Consider the following 17078-nt stretch of genomic DNA (forward strand, 5'->3'; position numbering starts at 1 on the left):
TTATTTACTGACGTGATGGATAGGATAAGAGCGCCAGGTGGCTCACTTTTATCTTATTTACCAACGTGGTGGATCAGAGTGCCTTCCGGTTCACCCATGACAACCCGGCGCAGGGCACCCGGTTTGTTCATGTTGAACACGCGGATCGGCAGATCATGGTCACGTGCCAGGGTAAAGGCAGCAAGATCCATCACCTTGAGCTCTTTTTCAAGAACTTCATCATAACTCAGTTCATGATACAGCACGGCATCCGGATTCTTGACCGGATCTTCGTTGTATACACCATCAACCTTGGTGGCTTTGAGCACCACGTCAGCTTCGATCTCGATCCCGCGCAGGCAAGCCGCAGAATCGGTAGTGAAGAAGGGGTTGCCGGTACCGGCAGAGAAGATAACGACTTTGCCAGCACGCAGCTGGCTGATTGCCTCGGCCCAGCTGTAGGAGTCGCAGACGCCTTGCAGGGAGATGGCAGACATCAGACGGGCATTCACATAAGCACGATGCAGGGCATCACGCATGGCCAGACCGTTCATCACGGTTGCCAGCATACCCATGTGGTCGCCCACCACGCGGTTCATGCCCGCTTTGGCAAGACCGGCACCACGGAACAGGTTGCCGCCACCGATGACCAGACCGACCTGAACACCCAACTCAACCAGTTCTTTGATCTCTTGGGCCATCCGCTCCAGCACCGCCGGATCAATGCCGAAACCCTCGGATCCTTGCAAGGCTTCACCACTCAACTTCAGAAGAACACGTCTGTATGCAGGTTTGGGATTGGTACTCATGTCACTGATTCCTGGTCATATAAAGACCGCGACATAAGTCGCGGTCTGGGGAAACGGAAAAACCGGTTCGATTAGGCCTTTTGAGCGGCCGCGATTTGGGCTGCAACTTCAGCAGCGAAATCGGTCTCTTGCTTCTCGATGCCTTCGCCCACTTCGAAACGGGTGAAGGAGACAACGTCAGCGCCTTCTTTCTTCAGCAGCTCGGCAACGGTCATGGAAGGATCTTTCACGAACGGTTGACCAGTCAGGGAAACCTCACCGGTGAACTTCTTCATGCGGCCTTCAACCATCTTCTCGGCGATCTCTTTCGGCTTGCCGGAGTTGATGGCGATGTCGATCTGGATTTCGCGCTCTTTGGCAACGACTTCAGCAGACACGTCTTCAGGCTTGACGAATTGCGGGCTGTTGGCAGCAACGTGCATGGCCAGATCTTTGGCCAGCTCGGCAGAACCACCGGTCAGCTTGGTGATAACACCAATGCGGGAACCGTGAACGTAGGTACCCAGGTTGTCACCTTCAACCAGCATCACGCGACGCAGGTTCATGTTCTCACCGATCTTGGCGATCAGGTTGGTGATGGTCAGCTCGACGGATTCGCCGTTACCGAAGTCAGCGGCTTTCAGCGCGTCAACGTCAGCAATTTTCTGGGTCGCAGCGATGTCAGCGATCTTCTGGCCCATTGCCATGAAGCTGGCATCTTTGGCGACGAAGTCGGTTTCGCTGTTCAGCTCGATCATGACGGCAACGTTGCCTTCGGTGCGAGCAAAGATAACGCCTTCAGCGGCGATACGGCCAGCTTTCTTGGCGGCTTTGGCCTGACCGGATTTGCGCATGTTCTCAATTGCCAGCTCGATATCACCAGCAGCTTCTTCCAGTGCTTTTTTGCAATCCATCATGCCAGCGGCAGTGCGCTCGCGCAGTTCTTTTACCAGGGCGGCAGTAACGTTAGCCATGTCCAGTATCCTCGGTCTTGAATTGACAAGAAACAGGGGCCACAAGGGCCCCTGCTAACCAATTACATCAGCTTGGTTAATAAGGGCTTTACAGTCCTTATCAATTACTCAGCTTCAACGAAGCCATCTTGTTCGGCTTGAACAACGATGTCCTGAGCGCGAGCTTCCAGTACGGTGTCAGCAGCAGCATTCAGGTACAGCTGTACGGCACGGATAGCGTCGTCGTTACCCGGGATGACATAGTCAACGCCGTCCGGGTTGGAGTTGGTATCAACGATGGAAACTACCGGGATACCCAGGTTATTGGCTTCTTTGATAGCGATATGCTCGTGGTCGGCATCGACAACGAACAGAACGTCAGGCAGGCCGCCCATGTTCTTGATACCACCCAGGCTCTTCTCCAGCTTTTCCATTTCGCGAGTACGCATCAGCGCCTCTTTCTTGGTCAGCTTGTCGAAGGTACCGTCCTGGCTCTGGGTTTCCAGATCTTTCAGGCGCTTGATAGACTGACGAACGGTTTTCCAGTTGGTCAGCATACCGCCCAGCCAGCGGTGGTTTACATAGAACTGGTCGCAACGCTCAGCGGCTTCTTTTACGGCTTCAGACGCGGCACGCTTGGTACCAACGAACAGTACCTTGCCTTTCTTGGCAGCTACGGAGCTGATGAAGTTCATGGCATCGTCAAACATCGGAACGGTTTTTTCCAGGTTGATGATGTGAACTTTGCTGCGTGCACCGAAGATGTAGGATTTCATTTTCGGGTTCCAGTAACGAGTCTGGTGACCGAAGTGAACGCCGGCTTGCAGCATGTCGCGCATAGAAACTTTAGCCATTTTATACCTCTGTATTGGGGTTAGGCCTCCACACATCCCATATAACCGACCCGTTAAGGCACCCCGGCATATGTGTCGATGTGTGTGTGTTGTTTAAGTAAGGGTGATGAAATCGGGACGCAAGTTCCCCATTCCGGCGCGCTTTATATCATAACTTTGTCCAGGACACCACCGGCCGACACCCTAAACAGGTGTAAATATGGATCCCGCCAGAGGATGCTGCGACGCCGATTTGACGTTGTGATGACAATCACACTGGAAGTACGCGGGGGTTGCGGATAAAATTTTGCCCTGATTGCAAACGCATCTATTTTTCATTACCTGTCCTGTCTGCCCTCGCAGGCCCAGCGGCAGGCCGCAAGAGAGATCCCATGTCCATTAAAATCAAGACACCGGAAGAGATTGAAAAGATGCGCGTTGCCGGCCAATTGGCCGCCGATGTGCTGGTCATGATTGCGCCCCATGTCAAAGCTGGCGTCACCACTGACGAACTGAACACCCTCTGCCACGACTATATTGTCGACGTACAACAGGCGGTTCCAGCTCCGCTCAACTACCACGGCTTCCCCAAATCCATCTGCACCTCGGTGAACGATGTGATCTGCCACGGTATCCCGAATCACAAGAAACTGCGCGATGGCGACATCATTAATCTGGATATCACCGTCATCAAGGATGGCTACCACGGCGATACCTCGGCCATGTTCATCGTGGGCGAGACCACCCCACTGCGCCGCCAGCTCTGCAAAGTTGCGCAAGAGAGCCTCTACGCCGCCATCAAGAAGGTGCGTCCGGGTGCCTGCATCACCGAGATTGGCGCTGTTATTCAGCCCATCGTCGAGAAGGCCGGTTTCTCCGTAGTGCGTGACTACTGCGGCCACGGCATCGGTGCCGAGTTCCACGAAGAGCCACAGATCCTCCACTATCGCAACAGCGGCAAGCTGGAGCTGAAAGCGGGCATGTGCTTCACCATCGAGCCGATGGTCAACAGCAAGAAGTATCACTGCAAGGTCAATCCGAAGGATGGCTGGACCGTGACCACCAAGGATGGCGGCGACTCCGCCCAGTGGGAACACACCCTGCTGGTGACCGATGATGGCTGCGAGGTGCTCACCCTGCGCCCCGATGACACTATCGACCGCTTCATCAAACACAGCTAACATCGAACCCCGGCCCTGAACTTCCAAAGCGCCGGGGTTTTTACTTCTGTTTCAGCCATTTGCCTGCCACTGTGTGTGAGATGCCATGGACGCCAGCCTGCTTTCCCCCCATTTGTTACCCGATGATCAGCTCACTCGCGACAACTGCAAAGAGTACCTGAGCCGCTTTCTCGGCTGGCTGCACGCCCGTTTTGATGCCGGCGACAACATCATCGAGCTGGTCGCCACCCGCTCCGAGTACATGGATCAGTTGCTCTGCCGGTTGTGGCAGAAGTTCGGCTTCGACAAGAGCGACCTAACCCTGATCGCGGTAGGCGGTTATGGCCGTGGCGAGCTGCACCCCCACTCCGACATCGACCTGCTGATCCTCTATGATGGCGATGAACTGGACGAGGTGTTGGGACTGCGCATCGGCGAGTTCATCACCTTGCTGTGGGATCTCAAGCTTGAGGTGGGTCAGGCGGTGCGCAACGTGGCGGAGTGCCTCGAGCAGGGGCGCGCTGATATCACGGTCGCAACCAACCTCATTGAGGCCCGCTACATCACAGGTCGCCTGGAGGGCTTCCGGCAACTGAAAGAGGCCACCGGCCCCCAGCACTTCTGGCCGAGCGAAGCCTTCTTTCGCGCCAAGCGCCAGGAGCAGGCGGAGCGCCATCAGCAGTTTCTCGGCACCGCCTACAAGCTGGAGCCAGATCTCAAGAGCAATCCGGGCGGCCTGCGGGATATTCAAACCCTCGCCTGGGTCGCCCGCCGCCACTTTGGCGCCACTACCTTGTTCGAGATGACCAGCCACGGCTTTCTCAACCGCGCCGAGTATCGCGAACTGCTCGACTGCCAGAATTTTCTTTGGAAGGTGCGTTTCGCCCTGCACATGGCCATCAACAAGGGAGATAACCGCCTGCTGTTCGATCGCCAGCGCACCGTAGCCCAAATGTTGGGGTTCGAGGGGGAAGGTAACACCCCGGTCGAGCAGATGATGAAACGCTTCTATCAGACGGTGCGGCGGGTCTCCGAACTCAACGAGATGCTACTGCAGCTGTTTGACGAGGCGATCCTCGGCAACACCGCCATGGATGTGCGCCGCCTCTCCGACGAGTTCCAGCTCCGTGGCCGCCTCATCGATGCAGTGGATGCGGAGCTGTTTAGCCGTGAACCGGCCGCTATCCTGCGCCTCTTCTATCAGATGGCCCAGCATCCCGAGATTGCGGGCATCCACTCGGCCACCTTGCGCCAACTGCGCGAGGCGCGCCGCAAACTCAACTGCTGGTTGCAGGACTTGCCTGACTGCCGTCGCCTCTTTATGGCGCTGCTGCGCCACCCCAACGGCATCGGCCTGCCGCTCACCCTGATGCACAAATACGGCATCCTCGCCGCCTATCTGCCGCAGTGGAACCTGATCGTCGGCCAGATGCAGTTCGATATGTTCCACGCCTACACGGTGGATGAGCACACCCACCGGCTGCTCAAGAACATTCACCAGTTCCCCAATCCGGCCAGTCGCCAGAGCCACCCGCTCTGCCACGAGGTCTTCACCCGGCTGCGCAAACCGGAGCTGCTCAGCATCGCGGCCCTGTTCCACGACATCGCCAAGGGGCGGCGCGGCGATCACTCGGAGCTCGGCGCCGTCGATGCGCTGGAGTTCTGCCAGCTGCACGGTCTGGATCGCTACGAGAGCCGACTGGTCGCCTGGCTGGTGCGCCACCATCTGCTGATGTCGGTCACCGCCCAGCGCCGCGATATCTACGATCCCGACGTGGTCACCGACTTTGCCCAGAAGGTGCGCGACGAGCAACATCTCGACCTGCTCTACTGCCTTACCGTGGCCGATATCTGCGCCACCAACGACACCCTGTGGAACGACTGGAAGGGCACCCTGCTGCGGGAGCTCTACTTCGCCACCCAGAAGGCGCTGCGCCAGGGGTTGGAGAACCCGCCCGATATGCGGCTGCGCATTCGCGAAAACCAGCGTCAGGCCAAGCAACTGCTGGCGCAACGGGATGTATCGGAAGAGTCGATCAATCAGCTCTGGGCCGATTTCAAGGCCGACTACTTCCTGCGCCACAGCCCGGAGCAGATCGCTTGGCACTGCCGCCACATCATCGAGCATGGCGACAATCCGGCACCGCTGGTGATCATCGGCAAACACCCGACCCGCGGCGGCAGCGAGGTGTTTATCTACTGCCGCGACACGCCGAATCTGTTTGCCACCGTGGCCTCGGCGCTGGATCAGAAGAACCTTAACATCCACGACGCCCAGATCATGAACTCGCGCAGCAACTATGTGCTCGATACCTTCGTGGTGCTGGAGCCGAGCGGCGAGCCCATCAGCCCCAACCGCACCGCCACCATCAAGAAAGCGCTGGAGAAGGCGCTGCAGGAGCCTGGCAAGCTGGTGCTGCGCAATAAGCCGCTGTCGCGGCGCCACCGCCAGTTCAGCGTACCGACCCGGGTAGTCTTCCTGCCTCATAAAGGGGAGAGCCGTCACACCCTTATGGAGCTGACTGCCCTCGATACCCCCGGCCTGCTGGCGCGGATCGGTGCCGTTTTCCAGCAGTGTGGACTGTCGCTGCATGCCGCCAAAATTGCCACTTTCGGTGAGAGGGTCGAGGACTTTTTCAGCCTGACCAGCCTCGATGGCGAGCCATTGACCGCCGAGCAGCAAAAACAGCTGGAAGAGCGACTGGTACACCAACTCAATCCCCAGCAGTCGGTACTGGATTAAGCGAAGAGTGATTCGAAAGAGGCTGGTTGTCGGGCGTTTTTTGCCATGCCAAACAACTGGTTGGCGCACACAGGATGAAGAAATGGCCGCTGGCCGGAAGAATTCCGGTCAACCCCTTAAAAACAGTCGGAAAAGTGTGATACAACAAACAGAATTTTTTAAAGGAAACCTGTCATGACCGAGTTGCAACAGATCATTGAAGCGGCCTTCGAGCGCCGCGACACCATTACTCCGGGCTCCGTGGATAGCGCCACCAAGTCCGCCATCCTGCAAGCCATCGACCTGCTGGACTCCGGCAAGGCACGGGTTGCCGAGAAGATCGCCGGTGAGTGGGTTGTCCATCAGTGGTTGAAGAAAGCGGTACTGCTCTACTTCCGCATCAACGACAACGGCATCATCAAGGGCGACGATGCCCAGTACTACGACAAGGTTCCCCTCAAGTTCTCCAACTATACCGCCGAGCAGTTCAAGGAAGCTGGTGTGCGCGTGGTGCCGCCGGCGACCGCCCGCAAAGGCTCCTTTATCGCCCCCAATACCGTGCTGATGCCCTCCTATGTCAACATCGGCGCCTTCGTTGACGAAGGTACCATGGTCGATACTTGGGCTACTGTCGGCTCTTGCGCCCAGATCGGTAAGAACGTCCACCTCTCCGGCGGCGTCGGCATCGGCGGCGTACTGGAACCGCTGCAGGCCAACCCGACCATCATCGAAGACAACTGCTTTATCGGCGCCCGCTCCGAAGTGGTTGAAGGGGTCATCGTCGAGGAAGGTTCCGTCATCTCCATGGGCGTCTTCATCGGCCAGTCCACCCGCATCTATGACCGTGAAACTGGCGAAATCCACTACGGCCGCGTACCGGCTGGCTCCGTGGTCGTCTCCGGCTCCCTGCCCTCCAAATGCGGCAAGTACAGCCTCTACGCGGCGGTGATCGTCAAGAAGGTCGATGCCAAGACTCGCGCCAAAGTCGGCATCAACGCTCTGCTGCGCTCCATCGACGAGTAATCAGCATAGCTGTGATGAAAAGGGCGCCTGATGGCGCCCTTTTGATTTTGGCGCCCTTGTCACAGGCAAGCCATGAGGCATCGGTTAAGATGGATGAGACAGGATCGTTTCAAACCGAGGAAGCCTGATGTACGAGAATCTCAAGAGCCTGGGGATCCAGGATCCCACCTCAGTGGACAGCTATACCCTGCGCCAGGAGGCCAACCACGACATCCTCAAGATCTACTTCAAGAAGCAGAAGGGCGAGTTCTTCGCCAAGAGTGTCAAATTCAAGTATCCCCGCCAGCGCAAGACCATGCTGGTCGACTCCGGTACCCATGAGTACAAGGATGTTACCGAGATCAACGCCAACCTCAAATATGTGGTGGATGAGCTGGATAACCTGACCCAGGGCGTCCATCAGCAGGCCGACCCGGACATCAAGCAGAAGATCCTGCGCGACCTGCGCCATCTGGAAAAAGTGGTGCAGAACAAGATCAGCGAAATCGAGCGGGATCTGGAGAAACTCTAATCCCCTCGACTCGACAAAAGAGCGCCCATATGGCGCTCTTTTTATTGGCTGATTACTGGATGACTTTATCTGGCTATAAGGTTGATCTGGTGATGGTGTGCGATAAGGCGAGCGAGGCACAACGCCGACAGAAGGTATCCCGTTACACATCGCATCTTGGGCAACGAGACTCCTGCCGAGCTCGACCTGCTGTGACTCGCACGATCCATAACCAGAAATAGCAAGAGGGAGGCTTTCGCCTCCCTCTTCAAGAACTCTGGTATTCAGGCAACAGAATTAGTTGCTCTTCATCCAGATGTCCATGTCGGTTTTCAGGTTGTCGGACTTGGTACCGAAGATGGCTTGAACGCCGGAACCAGCCACTACCACACCGGCAGCCCCCAGTTTCTTCAGACCAGCCTGGTCAACCTTGGCAACATCTTTCACACCAACACGCAGACGGGTGATGCAGGCATCCAGAGAAGCGATGTTCTCTTTACCACCGAAGGCGGCAACCAGAGCAGCAGACATCTCGTCTTTGCCTTGGCCAACGGCCTCTTCAGCAGTCTCGTCTTCACGACCTGGGGTTTTCAGGTTCATGGCACGGATAACGAAACTGAATACCACGTAGTAGATAGCAGCGTAAACCAGACCCAGACCAACCAGCAGCAGCATGTTGTCGGCACGCGGTGATTGCACCACGAAGTCGATGAAGCCGTTGGAGAAGGTGTGACCGTGTACGATACCCAGAGAGTTGGTCAGCACATAAGCCAGACCAGCCAGTACAGCGTGGATTGCGTACAGAACCGGAGCGATGAACAGGAAGGAGAATTCAATCGGCTCGGTGATACCGGTCAGGAAAGAGGTCAGGGCAGCAGAGGCCATGATACCAACGATCTTGGCGCGGTTTTCCGGCTTGGCAGCGTGAGCGATGGCGAACGCAGCAGCAGGCAGACCGAACATTTTGAACAGGTAGCCACCAGCCAGCTGACCGAAGCCGTTACCGGCAGCGCGGGACGCGTCATCAGCAGTCAGGAAGCAGGTCATGATACCGTGAACAGTTTCACCGGCACCGTTGACGCAGGTACCAGCCTGATAGAAGAACGGTACGTTCCAGATGTGGTGCAGACCGAACGGGATCAGGGAGCGCTCAACCACGCCGTAGATACCGAAGGCCAGTACCGGGTTCTGGTTGGCAGCCCAGTCAGAGAAGGCACCGATGGCGCCACCCACTGGCGGCCAAATCACGGACAGGATCACACCCAGACCGATGGAGAGGAAACCGGTGATGATGGGTACGGCACGTTTGCCCGCGAAGAAGCCCAAGTACTCTGGCAGCTGGATCTTGTAGAAACGGTTGAACGCCCAGGCAGCGATACCACCGGCCAGGATACCACCCAGCACGCCGGTTTCGATGGTTTCAACACCCATCACAGGTGCCATGACCTTCAGGGTTGCGACCATGATGCCGTAGCCAACGATGGCTGACAGACCGGATACACCGTCGTTATTGGTAAAGCCCAGAGCAACACCCACTGCGAACAGCAGGGCCATCTGGCCAAATACAGAACCACCGGCTTGCTCCATCAATTGGGAGACAATTTCCGGCATCCAGCTGAAGTGGGCAGCACCCACCCCCAGCAGAATACCTGCGACTGGCAAGACTGATACTGGCAGCATCAGCGCCTTACCAACCTTTTGCAGATTAGAGAAAGCATTTTTGAACATTGTGTGCGCTCCTGAATGGATTGTCGTCCCTGAACGATCTATCTGGATGAAATAAGCACTGATTCATTCAGATATCTTCGAGTCGGGCTTGTTTATTTTGACCATCAGAATATAACCCAGCGGGTCATAAATTGCTGCTTTCGAAGGCGGGGGAATATTGAATTTGGAGGGAAGATCACAACTTGTTTAGCGGCTAAAAAACGCATCTAATATAAGTTAATAATCCGCATTATCACTCTATTACAAAGACATATAAATAGCAGTTTCACTTTGTATTTTAATAATGCCGTTTACATCAAACAGCAACTCATTGTAACTAAATGTAACGGCGTGATTTTTATTTATTACAGTCTACCGATTAAAAAGGCCTCCAACAAGGGAGGCCTCAATAAATATATCTGACCAGCAAAGGGGCGTATTATTCTATTTTTGCGAGCGCTTGACCGCATCAATAAACACGCTTTTTGCCTTGGTTGAACCAGCCCGCTCGGCCTCGTTCACCAGCTTCATCGCCTTGTCGATATCCCCCGCCTTGACCGCTTTTTCGATCTGGCTCTGGTAGAAGGCTTCAGTTTCACTCAGCATAGCAGGAGCAGGTTTGGCTGCGACCGCAGCTGTTGCAGTTGTGGTAACGGCTGCGGTAGTCGCTATCGCGGCAACCTGCTGACCCTGGCTCATGGCCACCTTGTCGGCATATTCGGGTTTGAATACCGCTTCAAGGCCACTCCCACGGGCCATATCTTTGACTTTGATCTGCACCAAACCCCAAGGGGAGTGCGGGATCACCGGATCCTTGATATCAGGCTCAACGGTACCATTAGCGCGAGCAAACGCTTTTGATGGATGCAGGATTGTTGTGCTGCCTGAGAGCTTATCCGCGGGCGCATAAACGATCATGTATGTTTCGCTGGCCGGGTTGCCAGGCATGCTGCGATCAACAAAAACACGCCCTTCAATCCGGTCGTTATCGAGCAAGTGAGCAGGCTGATAGCTGAATACTGACTCACCCAGGACCCGAGTCACCTTGAACTCGGCATCCAGCATAATAACCTTGGGCACCATCACGGTTTTACTCACCTGTGATGCCAGGCTGATCGCCAGATTGCCGGTGTTGGTCGGCAAGCGATAAGCCGCAAAGTAACTCATCCCCTCATCAAACTGAAAAGTGGGTTGCTTGCCATCAATGGCCAGCAAGGTCTCACCTTCAGGCAAGGGGGCATAACTGAAATCTTTAAACGCCACACAGCAGCTTGAGGCTTTGGCCAACGCTTGCTTGGCTTGATCTGCATCGCTCAAGATCGAGCCATGTTCTTGCAGAGGAACAACCATGTTTCCGGCACAACCGGTTAATAGCGCAGTGATTACGGCTGCAATAGACATCTTTACCCGTTTCATTTTTCTTATCTCCATAATCCGGTGGCCGTGATCCGGCGAAACAAAACTGCCCCCATAAGGGGGCAGTCACTAACTTAACTTAAACTTTTGCTTACCACCAAGCTTCTGCTTGAACACCAAATTGGTAGGTGTCTTTGGAGGTATTGCCTTCGAAGACTTTCTTGTCTTCGTCGTTAGCCAGATAGGAGGCGAACACACGGATTTCCGGACGGGCCCAGAAGCTGGAACCAGCAGACCAGGCTTGAGCCAGGGTCAACTTGTAGCCGGCATCTTTGTCTTCGCTGCCATTGGTGGACTTGTTGTTGTCCTTGAAGTAACCGCCTTCAAAGATGGTCTTGTTGAAGTCATCCCACTTGTACATCGGGCGAACAACAACAGACATGGTTTCCCACTTGTCGTTGCCGTCCCACATTTCGTTGCCTACACCGTAAACCAGCTGGTGACCCATCTCCCAGGAGTTGCCCATCGGAACAACGCCCCAGTTGATGATACGGAAACCATCGGCACCGTCTTTGGCTTCAGCGCCGTACCAGGAACCATCGCCATAGAAAGCCATGGTCTTGGAGTAACCTTCGGTACCGTATTGCAGCACGGTTTTGTTGAAACCACCGAGGATGCCTGCGGTCAGTTCAGCAGTCAGCATGACGCCATCTTGCGGATCTTTCTTCAGTGCTTTCTGATCATTGGTTTCATTTACCAGAGCGTAATCCACGCCCAGTTCCAGAGAGGCATCGGTCCACAGCGGGATGCCGGCATAACGCAGATCCAGAGTATTTACGTTCAGATCTTCGTTCTTCACGTAGTTTGGAGCTGCACTGGTACCGGTATTGGTGTACTCGCCGAACACGTCTTTTGCGCTACGGTCGTTACGTACCCATGCGAAAGAGACTTTACCCGGACCAGCCTGGATGCCTTCGATACCAGCACCAGCACCGGAGATGTTCCAGTAGTAGAAGTCGGAGATGTGGATGTCATGGCGTTGATAGTAACGCTTACCAGCCCACAGGGTTGCTTCAGGAGCAAAATTCAGCAAGCCTTTGGCTTGTACGTTGAACTGACGCAGCGCGAAGTCAGAATCACCATTGCACTGCTTGGCATCGAAGTTACAAACAGTACCGGTACCTTCCCAGTCGTTTGAACCGTTGGAAGCCATGGCAAACATGGAATCAACATAGAAAGTCTTGCCATCTTTGTTGAATACTTCCTGACCCAGTTGCACTTCACCGTAGGTATCATTTTCGTTACCCAGACGGCCAACTTTATTGACGTTGTATTTAACCATGTCGCCGTCGCCGGAAACACCGACACCGGAACGGAAGTAACCGTGGAAATCTACGGCAAAGGCGGCTTGGGAAGCCAGGGCGGCAGTAACAGCTGCTGCAATCGGGAGCCACTTCATTTTCATTGTCATATTCCTTATTTCCCGCAGTGAGGAGTGTGATCCTGAATATTCAACTTCTTATCACCATGTAATCCTGTTGGTGATAACCGAGGTTGATTATAGGGAGCGTATTTCACGACAAATATGAAGCGACTCACAAAATGGCGACAAATCGCTCGGTAAACGATCGCCACAACACCAGTCAGCAAAAAACCGACCAGAGAAGCAATAGTAAACCAATAAAATCACAAAACAAGCAATTACGACAAACCTGAAAGCGTTACCAGCAATTAATTCGCGACTGAACCAAAGTCGTTATTTTACGATCGAATGACAAAAACATGACTGAGATCGCTTTCAAGATTGAACTTTTATTTGGATGACGGGTCTGCGGTACGCTTGAAACCATTCCGCCGATAGAATGCCAAAAGGGGAAAATATCCCTCCACCACTATCGACAATAAGAGTGGGAAATATGCTTGCTGAGTGAGATGACATTTGTGCAAATAACAATCCCCTGCCGGTTAAGGAGCAGGGGATTGATATGGCTCTATTTCAGAGAATATTCAGGGCTGAATATCCCACTTTTTCAGCCAGCTGAGTGCCACCTGTTCGGGTTCATCGTGCACGGTAGCATCTAGCTCCAGCGGGGGAATCACTCGCGTGGCGCCCAGCTCTTGCAGCAATCCGTCCAGCCGACGGCCCGCGCCACAAAAATGGTCATAGCTGCTGTCGCCCATGGCAATCAGGGCATACCGCAGCCCCTTGAGCCAGGGCGCCTTGTCAGCCAGCTCGCTGGCAAAGGGTTGCAGATTGGGAGGAATGTCCCCCTGCCCTGTGGTGGCACTGACCAGCAATAAAAAACGGCCGGGGTCGATGTCCACCAGCCGTGCTTCTTCGTGCAGGGTACAGTGATGCCCCTTGCGTTCCAGCTCATCTGCCAAGGTCTCGGCCACCAGCATGGCTGCGCCGTAGACAGTTCCTACCACGATATCGATCTGCGCCATTCTCCTCTCCCTGTTTGAGTCACTCTTTTGAGCAACTCTATCAGCAAGCTGGCGTCAGATGCCACCGGTTCAGGGCTGAGGATCAGGCGCTTAGTAGTCGCTCTCGCTGGCGGGCCAGCCCAGCTCGCCAAACAGGCGCAACACATCCTGACCGAGCGGCGCCTGGATCCGCATCGGCACTTTGAGCACCGGATGGGTAAAGCTCAGGGTGCGGGCCACCAGCAGCAGCCGTTCGCAGCCAAAGTGCTCGCGAAAGAAACGGTTGTGACGACCATCCCCATGGGTGGTATCTCCGACGATGGGGTGGAACAGGTGATCCATATGACGGCGCAGCTGATGCTTGCGGCCGGTCTTCGGGAACAATCTGACCAGACTGTAACGACTGGTGGGGTGCTTTTTGGAGACCGCGTGGGGCAGCTCGACCTGATGCAGGCGCCGGAAGGTGGTGACGGCATCCTGCGCCGGACGATCCGGGTTGCTCATGGCATCGGCAATCTTGTCCAGCTGCTCCTTGAGGGGGTAGTCGATCACCCCCTGCTCGGGCGCCCAACCGCGCACCAATGCCAGATACTCCTTGTGCACCTGACGCTGGGTAAAGGCTTCGGTGAGTGCGCGGGCAATCACCGGATCGAGCGCAAACAGCAGCACACCGGAGGTGGGTCGGTCGAGGCGATGCACCGGATAAACATGGCGACCGCCGATGAGATCCCGGGTCATCTGCATGGCAAAACGGGTCTCGCCCTTGTCGAGCCAACTGCGATGCACCAGCAGACCGGACGGCTTGTTGACCGCCACCAGCCATTCATCCTGATAGAGCAGGGTCAGCTTCAGGTCACTCTCTTCTCGGGTTTGATCTGGCATCATTGTTCGATCACTTTGCCGGAAAGCAGCAGGTCGAAGCGGGCGATCAGGCGCAGCAGCGCTTCTGCCTCGGCCAGATCCTCTTTGTAGACTTCGCTGGCCATGGGATAGAGGGAGACGCTGGTGGGCAACGGCGCCTGCAACATCACCAGCTGCTCCATGCGCGGGATCAGCACGAACTGCAGCCACTGATCAAAGCTCAGGGTATCGACACAAAAAGGCAGGGTGCTTGCCAGGGCTTCGTCACCGGGATGGTCAGCTTGCCAGCGCTCAAGGCGCTGCAACTCGGCGGTGAGTTCCCCCAACAGGCCAGCTACCAGCAAATATTGATTCATCTCGCTCTCTTCCTCATCACCACAGATTGATCCGCTGATCCGACAGGGCCAGCCAGGATGCCGGTACATTCGGTCGCGCAGCACCGGCGATTCAGTCGGCTCATCGACATACACGGCAGCCAGCGCGGCCTGCCGCCGTTAAAAAAGGGCGTTACTATACACCTCCCCCCGCATGGCTGCCATGTTGATATCTGCCGCAGCGCACGTCTGCTGCCACTGGCTATCCTCGGCAAGGGCCTTATAATCGGCCCGCATCACCATTAGCCGGATCTCACCATGTCTGCGACGCCTACTGCCATCAATACCTTGACCGAATTTCTGACTCAGGCTGGCACCCAGTTCCAGCTGTTTGACATGGGCCGCCAGGTGCGGCCACTGGCAAGCGATACCTTTGTGCGCATCGAACAGCAGCAAGAGCCCTATCCCTGGCCGCTGCAACAGCACGCCTGGCTCGGTGTGCACTTCTTCCAGCCGAGCGAGTCTCGCCACTACCTCTGGTTCCTCAAGTTTGCCCTCGATGAGCGCGGCCTGCTGATGTCAAATGGCCCCAAGCTGTTCATGGATCAGGTGGTGGAGACCCTGGGCTACAAGCTCACCGGCGATCTGGATGAAGAGAAAGCCCAGCGCTTGGCCGACAATCCCTACACCTTCCGCCCGGCGGAGGCTAAAATGGCCAGTCTGCATGCCAAGCTGGCGCGACAACTGGAGCAGGCCCCTTCTGCCTATTACGATGCCCTCTGCCACTATCTGGCCGCCCCCAACGACACCGGTTGGCAGACGCTGGGGCTGCAGGGCTTTGCCGACCTTGCGGAGCGGCTGCATGATGAGCGCAATCTGGCGCTGATCTGCAAGGCGCTGCCCAAACTGCCGCAAGAGCCGCTCTACGCTCTCTGCCAGAGCCTTGAAAACGCCCCGCTGCCGCCGGCAGTACAAGGCGCCCTGCTCGAGCGGATCGGCAAGGAGCAGGAGTGCGCCGCCCCCACCCCTGAGACCCTGGCCTACCTCTGCCGCGCCATGGCCTCCTGCCCCGGCAGCACTTTGCGCACCAACAAGCTGCTGACCCTGCTGCAAACCCAGCCAAGCCCGGCGCTGCTGCTCGCCATTGCGGGCCGGCTCTGGCCCGATCTGAAAGATGCCAATCTGCTCAGCCACTATCTGGAACAGCTGGCACTGCAACCGACCCAGTTCTTCAATCAGGTTTTTGCCGAGTTGGTCACTTTACCGGCCCTGCGCAATGATATGCTGGCCAGACTGCGTGACCCCAACCGCAGCGATGCTCTGGGCAAGGCCATCGGCCGTCTGTTTGCCTCGGCCTGATCCCTCGCCTCCCCCTCACGCCACGAGGCAACACGGCGGGAAATAGAAAAGGAGATCGGGAGTGCCGAGCAGGACTCCCGGTTATCGACATCACGATAAGGAAGCCCGCCTATGGGAGAGATGCTCGGAATTTTGTTGCTGATTGCCGTAGCCGGCCTGTTCTGGCTGCAACGCCAACAGGCAGAAGTGGCCTGGCAATATATGCGCCGCTACTGCCAGCACCATGATCTGCAACTGCTGTCACTGGCTCGCCATCGGCGGGAGCTGGCACGCAATCCCCTGCGGCTGCTGACCCACTATCAGTTTGAATTCTCCAGCGATGGCGAGAGCCACTATCAGGGCACCCTCAAGATGCAGGGGCTGCACGTCGTGGGCGTTGATCTGCCACCCCATCGCATCCCCTCTGCCTGATCCCCAATCTCGTCTCTGCGCCCAATGGCTGTGCCTGTCTATAATCTCAGGGATTAAACAAAGGGAGAGACGAGATGGAACCCCTTGTCCACGATCTGCCAGCCCTGTTTGCCCAGCTCGGGATGGCCAACGACGAGCTGAGCCTGCACCGCTTTGTGCACGACCATCACCTCGACAATGAGACCCTGCTGCCGGAAGCCGGTTTCTGGAACGCCGCCCAGGCCAGCTTTCTGCGCGATGCCCTGTGGAACGACTCCGACTGGTGCGAGGCGATCGACCAGCTCGATGTGATGTTGCGCCAGCCCCGCTAAGCCGCCCGCCCCTTTCCTCCCCTGCTGGCTTTGGTTAAGATCCCGCCCCGATATCGATCCCCCCTTCTCACCAAGAGCATGCTTATGTCCGCCCACGAGATCATCCGAATTGCCAACGAGCTGGCAGCCAAGGGCCTGACCCCCACCACTGCCATGATCAAGGCCCGCCTAACCCAGCCTGTGCCGATGGCCGAGCTGCTGAAAGTGCTGAGCCAGTGGAAGCAGCAACCCGTCGCGACCGCCGAGAGCGAGCTCCTGCCAGAGGCTGTGCCTCAGCCAGTGCCGGCGCTCACCTTGCAGCAACTCGCCGAACAGCTCGCGCGCATCGAACAGAAGGTGGATCGCCTGACCGACCTGCTCCTCCAGCAGGGGCAAGGCTGAACC

At 56.3% G+C, this 17078-nt stretch carries 17 protein-coding genes; 8 read left to right on the top strand and 9 right to left on the bottom strand.

What is annotated here, in order from left to right:
* Window positions 1-53 precede the first annotated feature (53 nt).
* The 3 genes from pyrH to rpsB form a co-directional block, all read right to left on the bottom strand.
* The gene (gene pyrH / locus ACB042_RS08240) at window positions 54-788 is read right to left on the bottom strand and encodes a UMP kinase (RefSeq protein ID WP_005338577.1); all 735 of its coding nucleotides are present in this window, start codon (window positions 786-788) and stop codon (window positions 54-56) included.
* Between the two features lie 71 nt (window positions 789-859).
* Window positions 860-1741 (bottom strand): translation elongation factor Ts, encoded by an 882-nt coding sequence (gene tsf / locus ACB042_RS08245; RefSeq protein WP_005338578.1) that lies wholly within the window; start codon window positions 1739-1741, stop codon window positions 860-862.
* 104 nt (window positions 1742-1845) lie between these two features.
* On the bottom strand, window positions 1846-2574 hold the full coding sequence (rpsB, locus tag ACB042_RS08250; protein WP_005303470.1) for a 30S ribosomal protein S2: 729 nt from the start codon (window positions 2572-2574) through the stop codon (window positions 1846-1848).
* 371 nt (window positions 2575-2945) lie between these two features.
* Between rpsB and map the strand changes: the two genes are divergently transcribed.
* From map to ACB042_RS08270, 4 genes are all read left to right on the top strand, one after another.
* Window positions 2946-3734 (top strand): type I methionyl aminopeptidase, encoded by a 789-nt coding sequence (gene map / locus ACB042_RS08255; RefSeq protein WP_021229216.1) that lies wholly within the window; start codon window positions 2946-2948, stop codon window positions 3732-3734.
* An 85-nt stretch (window positions 3735-3819) separates the two neighbouring features.
* The gene (gene glnD / locus ACB042_RS08260; RefSeq protein ID WP_335832168.1) at window positions 3820-6456 is read left to right on the top strand and encodes a bifunctional uridylyltransferase/uridylyl-removing protein GlnD; all 2637 of its coding nucleotides are present in this window, start codon (window positions 3820-3822) and stop codon (window positions 6454-6456) included.
* Window positions 6457-6630: 174 nt separating this feature from the next.
* Window positions 6631-7458, top strand: coding sequence for a 2,3,4,5-tetrahydropyridine-2,6-dicarboxylate N-succinyltransferase (gene dapD, locus ACB042_RS08265; protein WP_005338581.1), 828 nt, complete (start codon window positions 6631-6633; stop codon window positions 7456-7458).
* A 127-nt stretch (window positions 7459-7585) separates the two neighbouring features.
* A complete protein-coding gene (locus ACB042_RS08270; RefSeq protein ID WP_258720866.1) occupies window positions 7586-7969 on the top strand; it encodes a DUF3461 family protein in 384 nt (127 codons plus the stop codon).
* A gap of 276 nt (window positions 7970-8245) precedes the next feature.
* On the opposite strand, the gene ptsG is transcribed toward ACB042_RS08270, so the two are convergent.
* From ptsG to ACB042_RS08300, 6 genes are all read right to left on the bottom strand, one after another.
* A complete protein-coding gene (gene ptsG, locus ACB042_RS08275; protein ID WP_005338586.1) occupies window positions 8246-9676 on the bottom strand; it encodes a PTS glucose transporter subunit IIBC in 1431 nt (476 codons plus the stop codon).
* Between the two features lie 423 nt (window positions 9677-10099).
* Window positions 10100-11071: a MalM family protein gene (locus tag ACB042_RS08280; RefSeq protein ID WP_005358661.1), complete on the bottom strand. Its 972-nt coding sequence runs from the start codon at window positions 11069-11071 to the stop codon at window positions 10100-10102.
* A gap of 91 nt (window positions 11072-11162) precedes the next feature.
* The gene (locus ACB042_RS08285; RefSeq protein ID WP_129504565.1) at window positions 11163-12476 is read right to left on the bottom strand and encodes a maltoporin; all 1314 of its coding nucleotides are present in this window, start codon (window positions 12474-12476) and stop codon (window positions 11163-11165) included.
* 542 nt (window positions 12477-13018) lie between these two features.
* Window positions 13019-13459, bottom strand: a complete 441-nt coding sequence (locus ACB042_RS08290; RefSeq protein WP_219263294.1) for a flavodoxin — start codon at window positions 13457-13459, stop codon at window positions 13019-13021.
* Window positions 13460-13549: 90 nt separating this feature from the next.
* Window positions 13550-14323, bottom strand: a complete 774-nt coding sequence (gene truC / locus ACB042_RS08295) for a tRNA pseudouridine(65) synthase TruC (protein ID WP_270819195.1) — start codon at window positions 14321-14323, stop codon at window positions 13550-13552.
* Window positions 14320-14655 (bottom strand): YqcC family protein, encoded by a 336-nt coding sequence (locus tag ACB042_RS08300; RefSeq protein ID WP_005338596.1) that lies wholly within the window; start codon window positions 14653-14655, stop codon window positions 14320-14322. Before ACB042_RS08300 ends, truC begins: the two co-directional genes overlap by 4 nt.
* A 276-nt stretch (window positions 14656-14931) precedes the next feature.
* Here ACB042_RS08300 and ACB042_RS08305 point away from each other — a divergent pair, with 276 nt between their 5' ends.
* From ACB042_RS08305 to ACB042_RS08320, 4 genes are all read left to right on the top strand, one after another.
* Complete coding sequence (locus tag ACB042_RS08305; protein ID WP_371178217.1) at window positions 14932-15972, top strand: DUF3549 family protein; 1041 nt, start codon at window positions 14932-14934, stop codon at window positions 15970-15972.
* 111 nt (window positions 15973-16083) lie between these two features.
* Window positions 16084-16383 carry a DUF3301 domain-containing protein gene (locus tag ACB042_RS08310; protein WP_075113445.1) on the top strand — a complete coding sequence of 100 codons (300 nt, stop codon included), beginning with the start codon at window positions 16084-16086 and terminating at the stop codon, window positions 16381-16383.
* Between the two features lie 74 nt (window positions 16384-16457).
* Entirely contained in the window at window positions 16458-16694 is a 237-nt protein-coding gene (locus ACB042_RS08315; protein ID WP_005338602.1) for a DUF2789 family protein, read from the top strand.
* 84 nt (window positions 16695-16778) lie between these two features.
* A complete protein-coding gene (locus ACB042_RS08320) occupies window positions 16779-17075 on the top strand; it encodes a DNA-binding protein (RefSeq protein ID WP_371178218.1) in 297 nt (98 codons plus the stop codon).
* The last annotated feature ends 3 nt before the right edge of the window (window positions 17076-17078 follow it).

The organism is Aeromonas sp. S13(2024), assembly GCF_041402405.1.
In the GTDB taxonomy this organism is placed as follows: Bacteria; Pseudomonadota; Gammaproteobacteria; order Enterobacterales; family Aeromonadaceae; genus Aeromonas; species Aeromonas veronii.

Coding starts and splice junctions, on each gene's coding strand:
- pyrH (WP_005338577.1), bottom strand. CDS start 788: ATGAGTACCAATCCCAAACCTGCATACAGACGTGTTCTTCTGAAGTTG.
- tsf (WP_005338578.1), bottom strand. CDS start 1,741: ATGGCTAACGTTACTGCCGCCCTGGTAAAAGAACTGCGCGAGCGCACT.
- rpsB (WP_005303470.1), bottom strand. CDS start 2,574: ATGGCTAAAGTTTCTATGCGCGACATGCTGCAAGCCGGCGTTCACTTC.
- map (WP_021229216.1), top strand. CDS start 2,946: ATGTCCATTAAAATCAAGACACCGGAAGAGATTGAAAAGATGCGCGTT.
- glnD (WP_335832168.1), top strand. CDS start 3,820: ATGGACGCCAGCCTGCTTTCCCCCCATTTGTTACCCGATGATCAGCTC.
- dapD (WP_005338581.1), top strand. CDS start 6,631: ATGACCGAGTTGCAACAGATCATTGAAGCGGCCTTCGAGCGCCGCGAC.
- ACB042_RS08270 (WP_258720866.1), top strand. CDS start 7,586: ATGTACGAGAATCTCAAGAGCCTGGGGATCCAGGATCCCACCTCAGTG.
- ptsG (WP_005338586.1), bottom strand. CDS start 9,676: ATGTTCAAAAATGCTTTCTCTAATCTGCAAAAGGTTGGTAAGGCGCTG.
- ACB042_RS08280 (WP_005358661.1), bottom strand. CDS start 11,071: ATGAAACGGGTAAAGATGTCTATTGCAGCCGTAATCACTGCGCTATTA.
- ACB042_RS08285 (WP_129504565.1), bottom strand. CDS start 12,476: ATGAAAATGAAGTGGCTCCCGATTGCAGCAGCTGTTACTGCCGCCCTG.
- ACB042_RS08290 (WP_219263294.1), bottom strand. CDS start 13,459: ATGGCGCAGATCGATATCGTGGTAGGAACTGTCTACGGCGCAGCCATG.
- truC (WP_270819195.1), bottom strand. CDS start 14,323: ATGATGCCAGATCAAACCCGAGAAGAGAGTGACCTGAAGCTGACCCTG.
- ACB042_RS08300 (WP_005338596.1), bottom strand. CDS start 14,655: ATGAATCAATATTTGCTGGTAGCTGGCCTGTTGGGGGAACTCACCGCC.
- ACB042_RS08305 (WP_371178217.1), top strand. CDS start 14,932: ATGTCTGCGACGCCTACTGCCATCAATACCTTGACCGAATTTCTGACT.
- ACB042_RS08310 (WP_075113445.1), top strand. CDS start 16,084: ATGGGAGAGATGCTCGGAATTTTGTTGCTGATTGCCGTAGCCGGCCTG.
- ACB042_RS08315 (WP_005338602.1), top strand. CDS start 16,458: ATGGAACCCCTTGTCCACGATCTGCCAGCCCTGTTTGCCCAGCTCGGG.
- ACB042_RS08320 (WP_371178218.1), top strand. CDS start 16,779: ATGTCCGCCCACGAGATCATCCGAATTGCCAACGAGCTGGCAGCCAAG.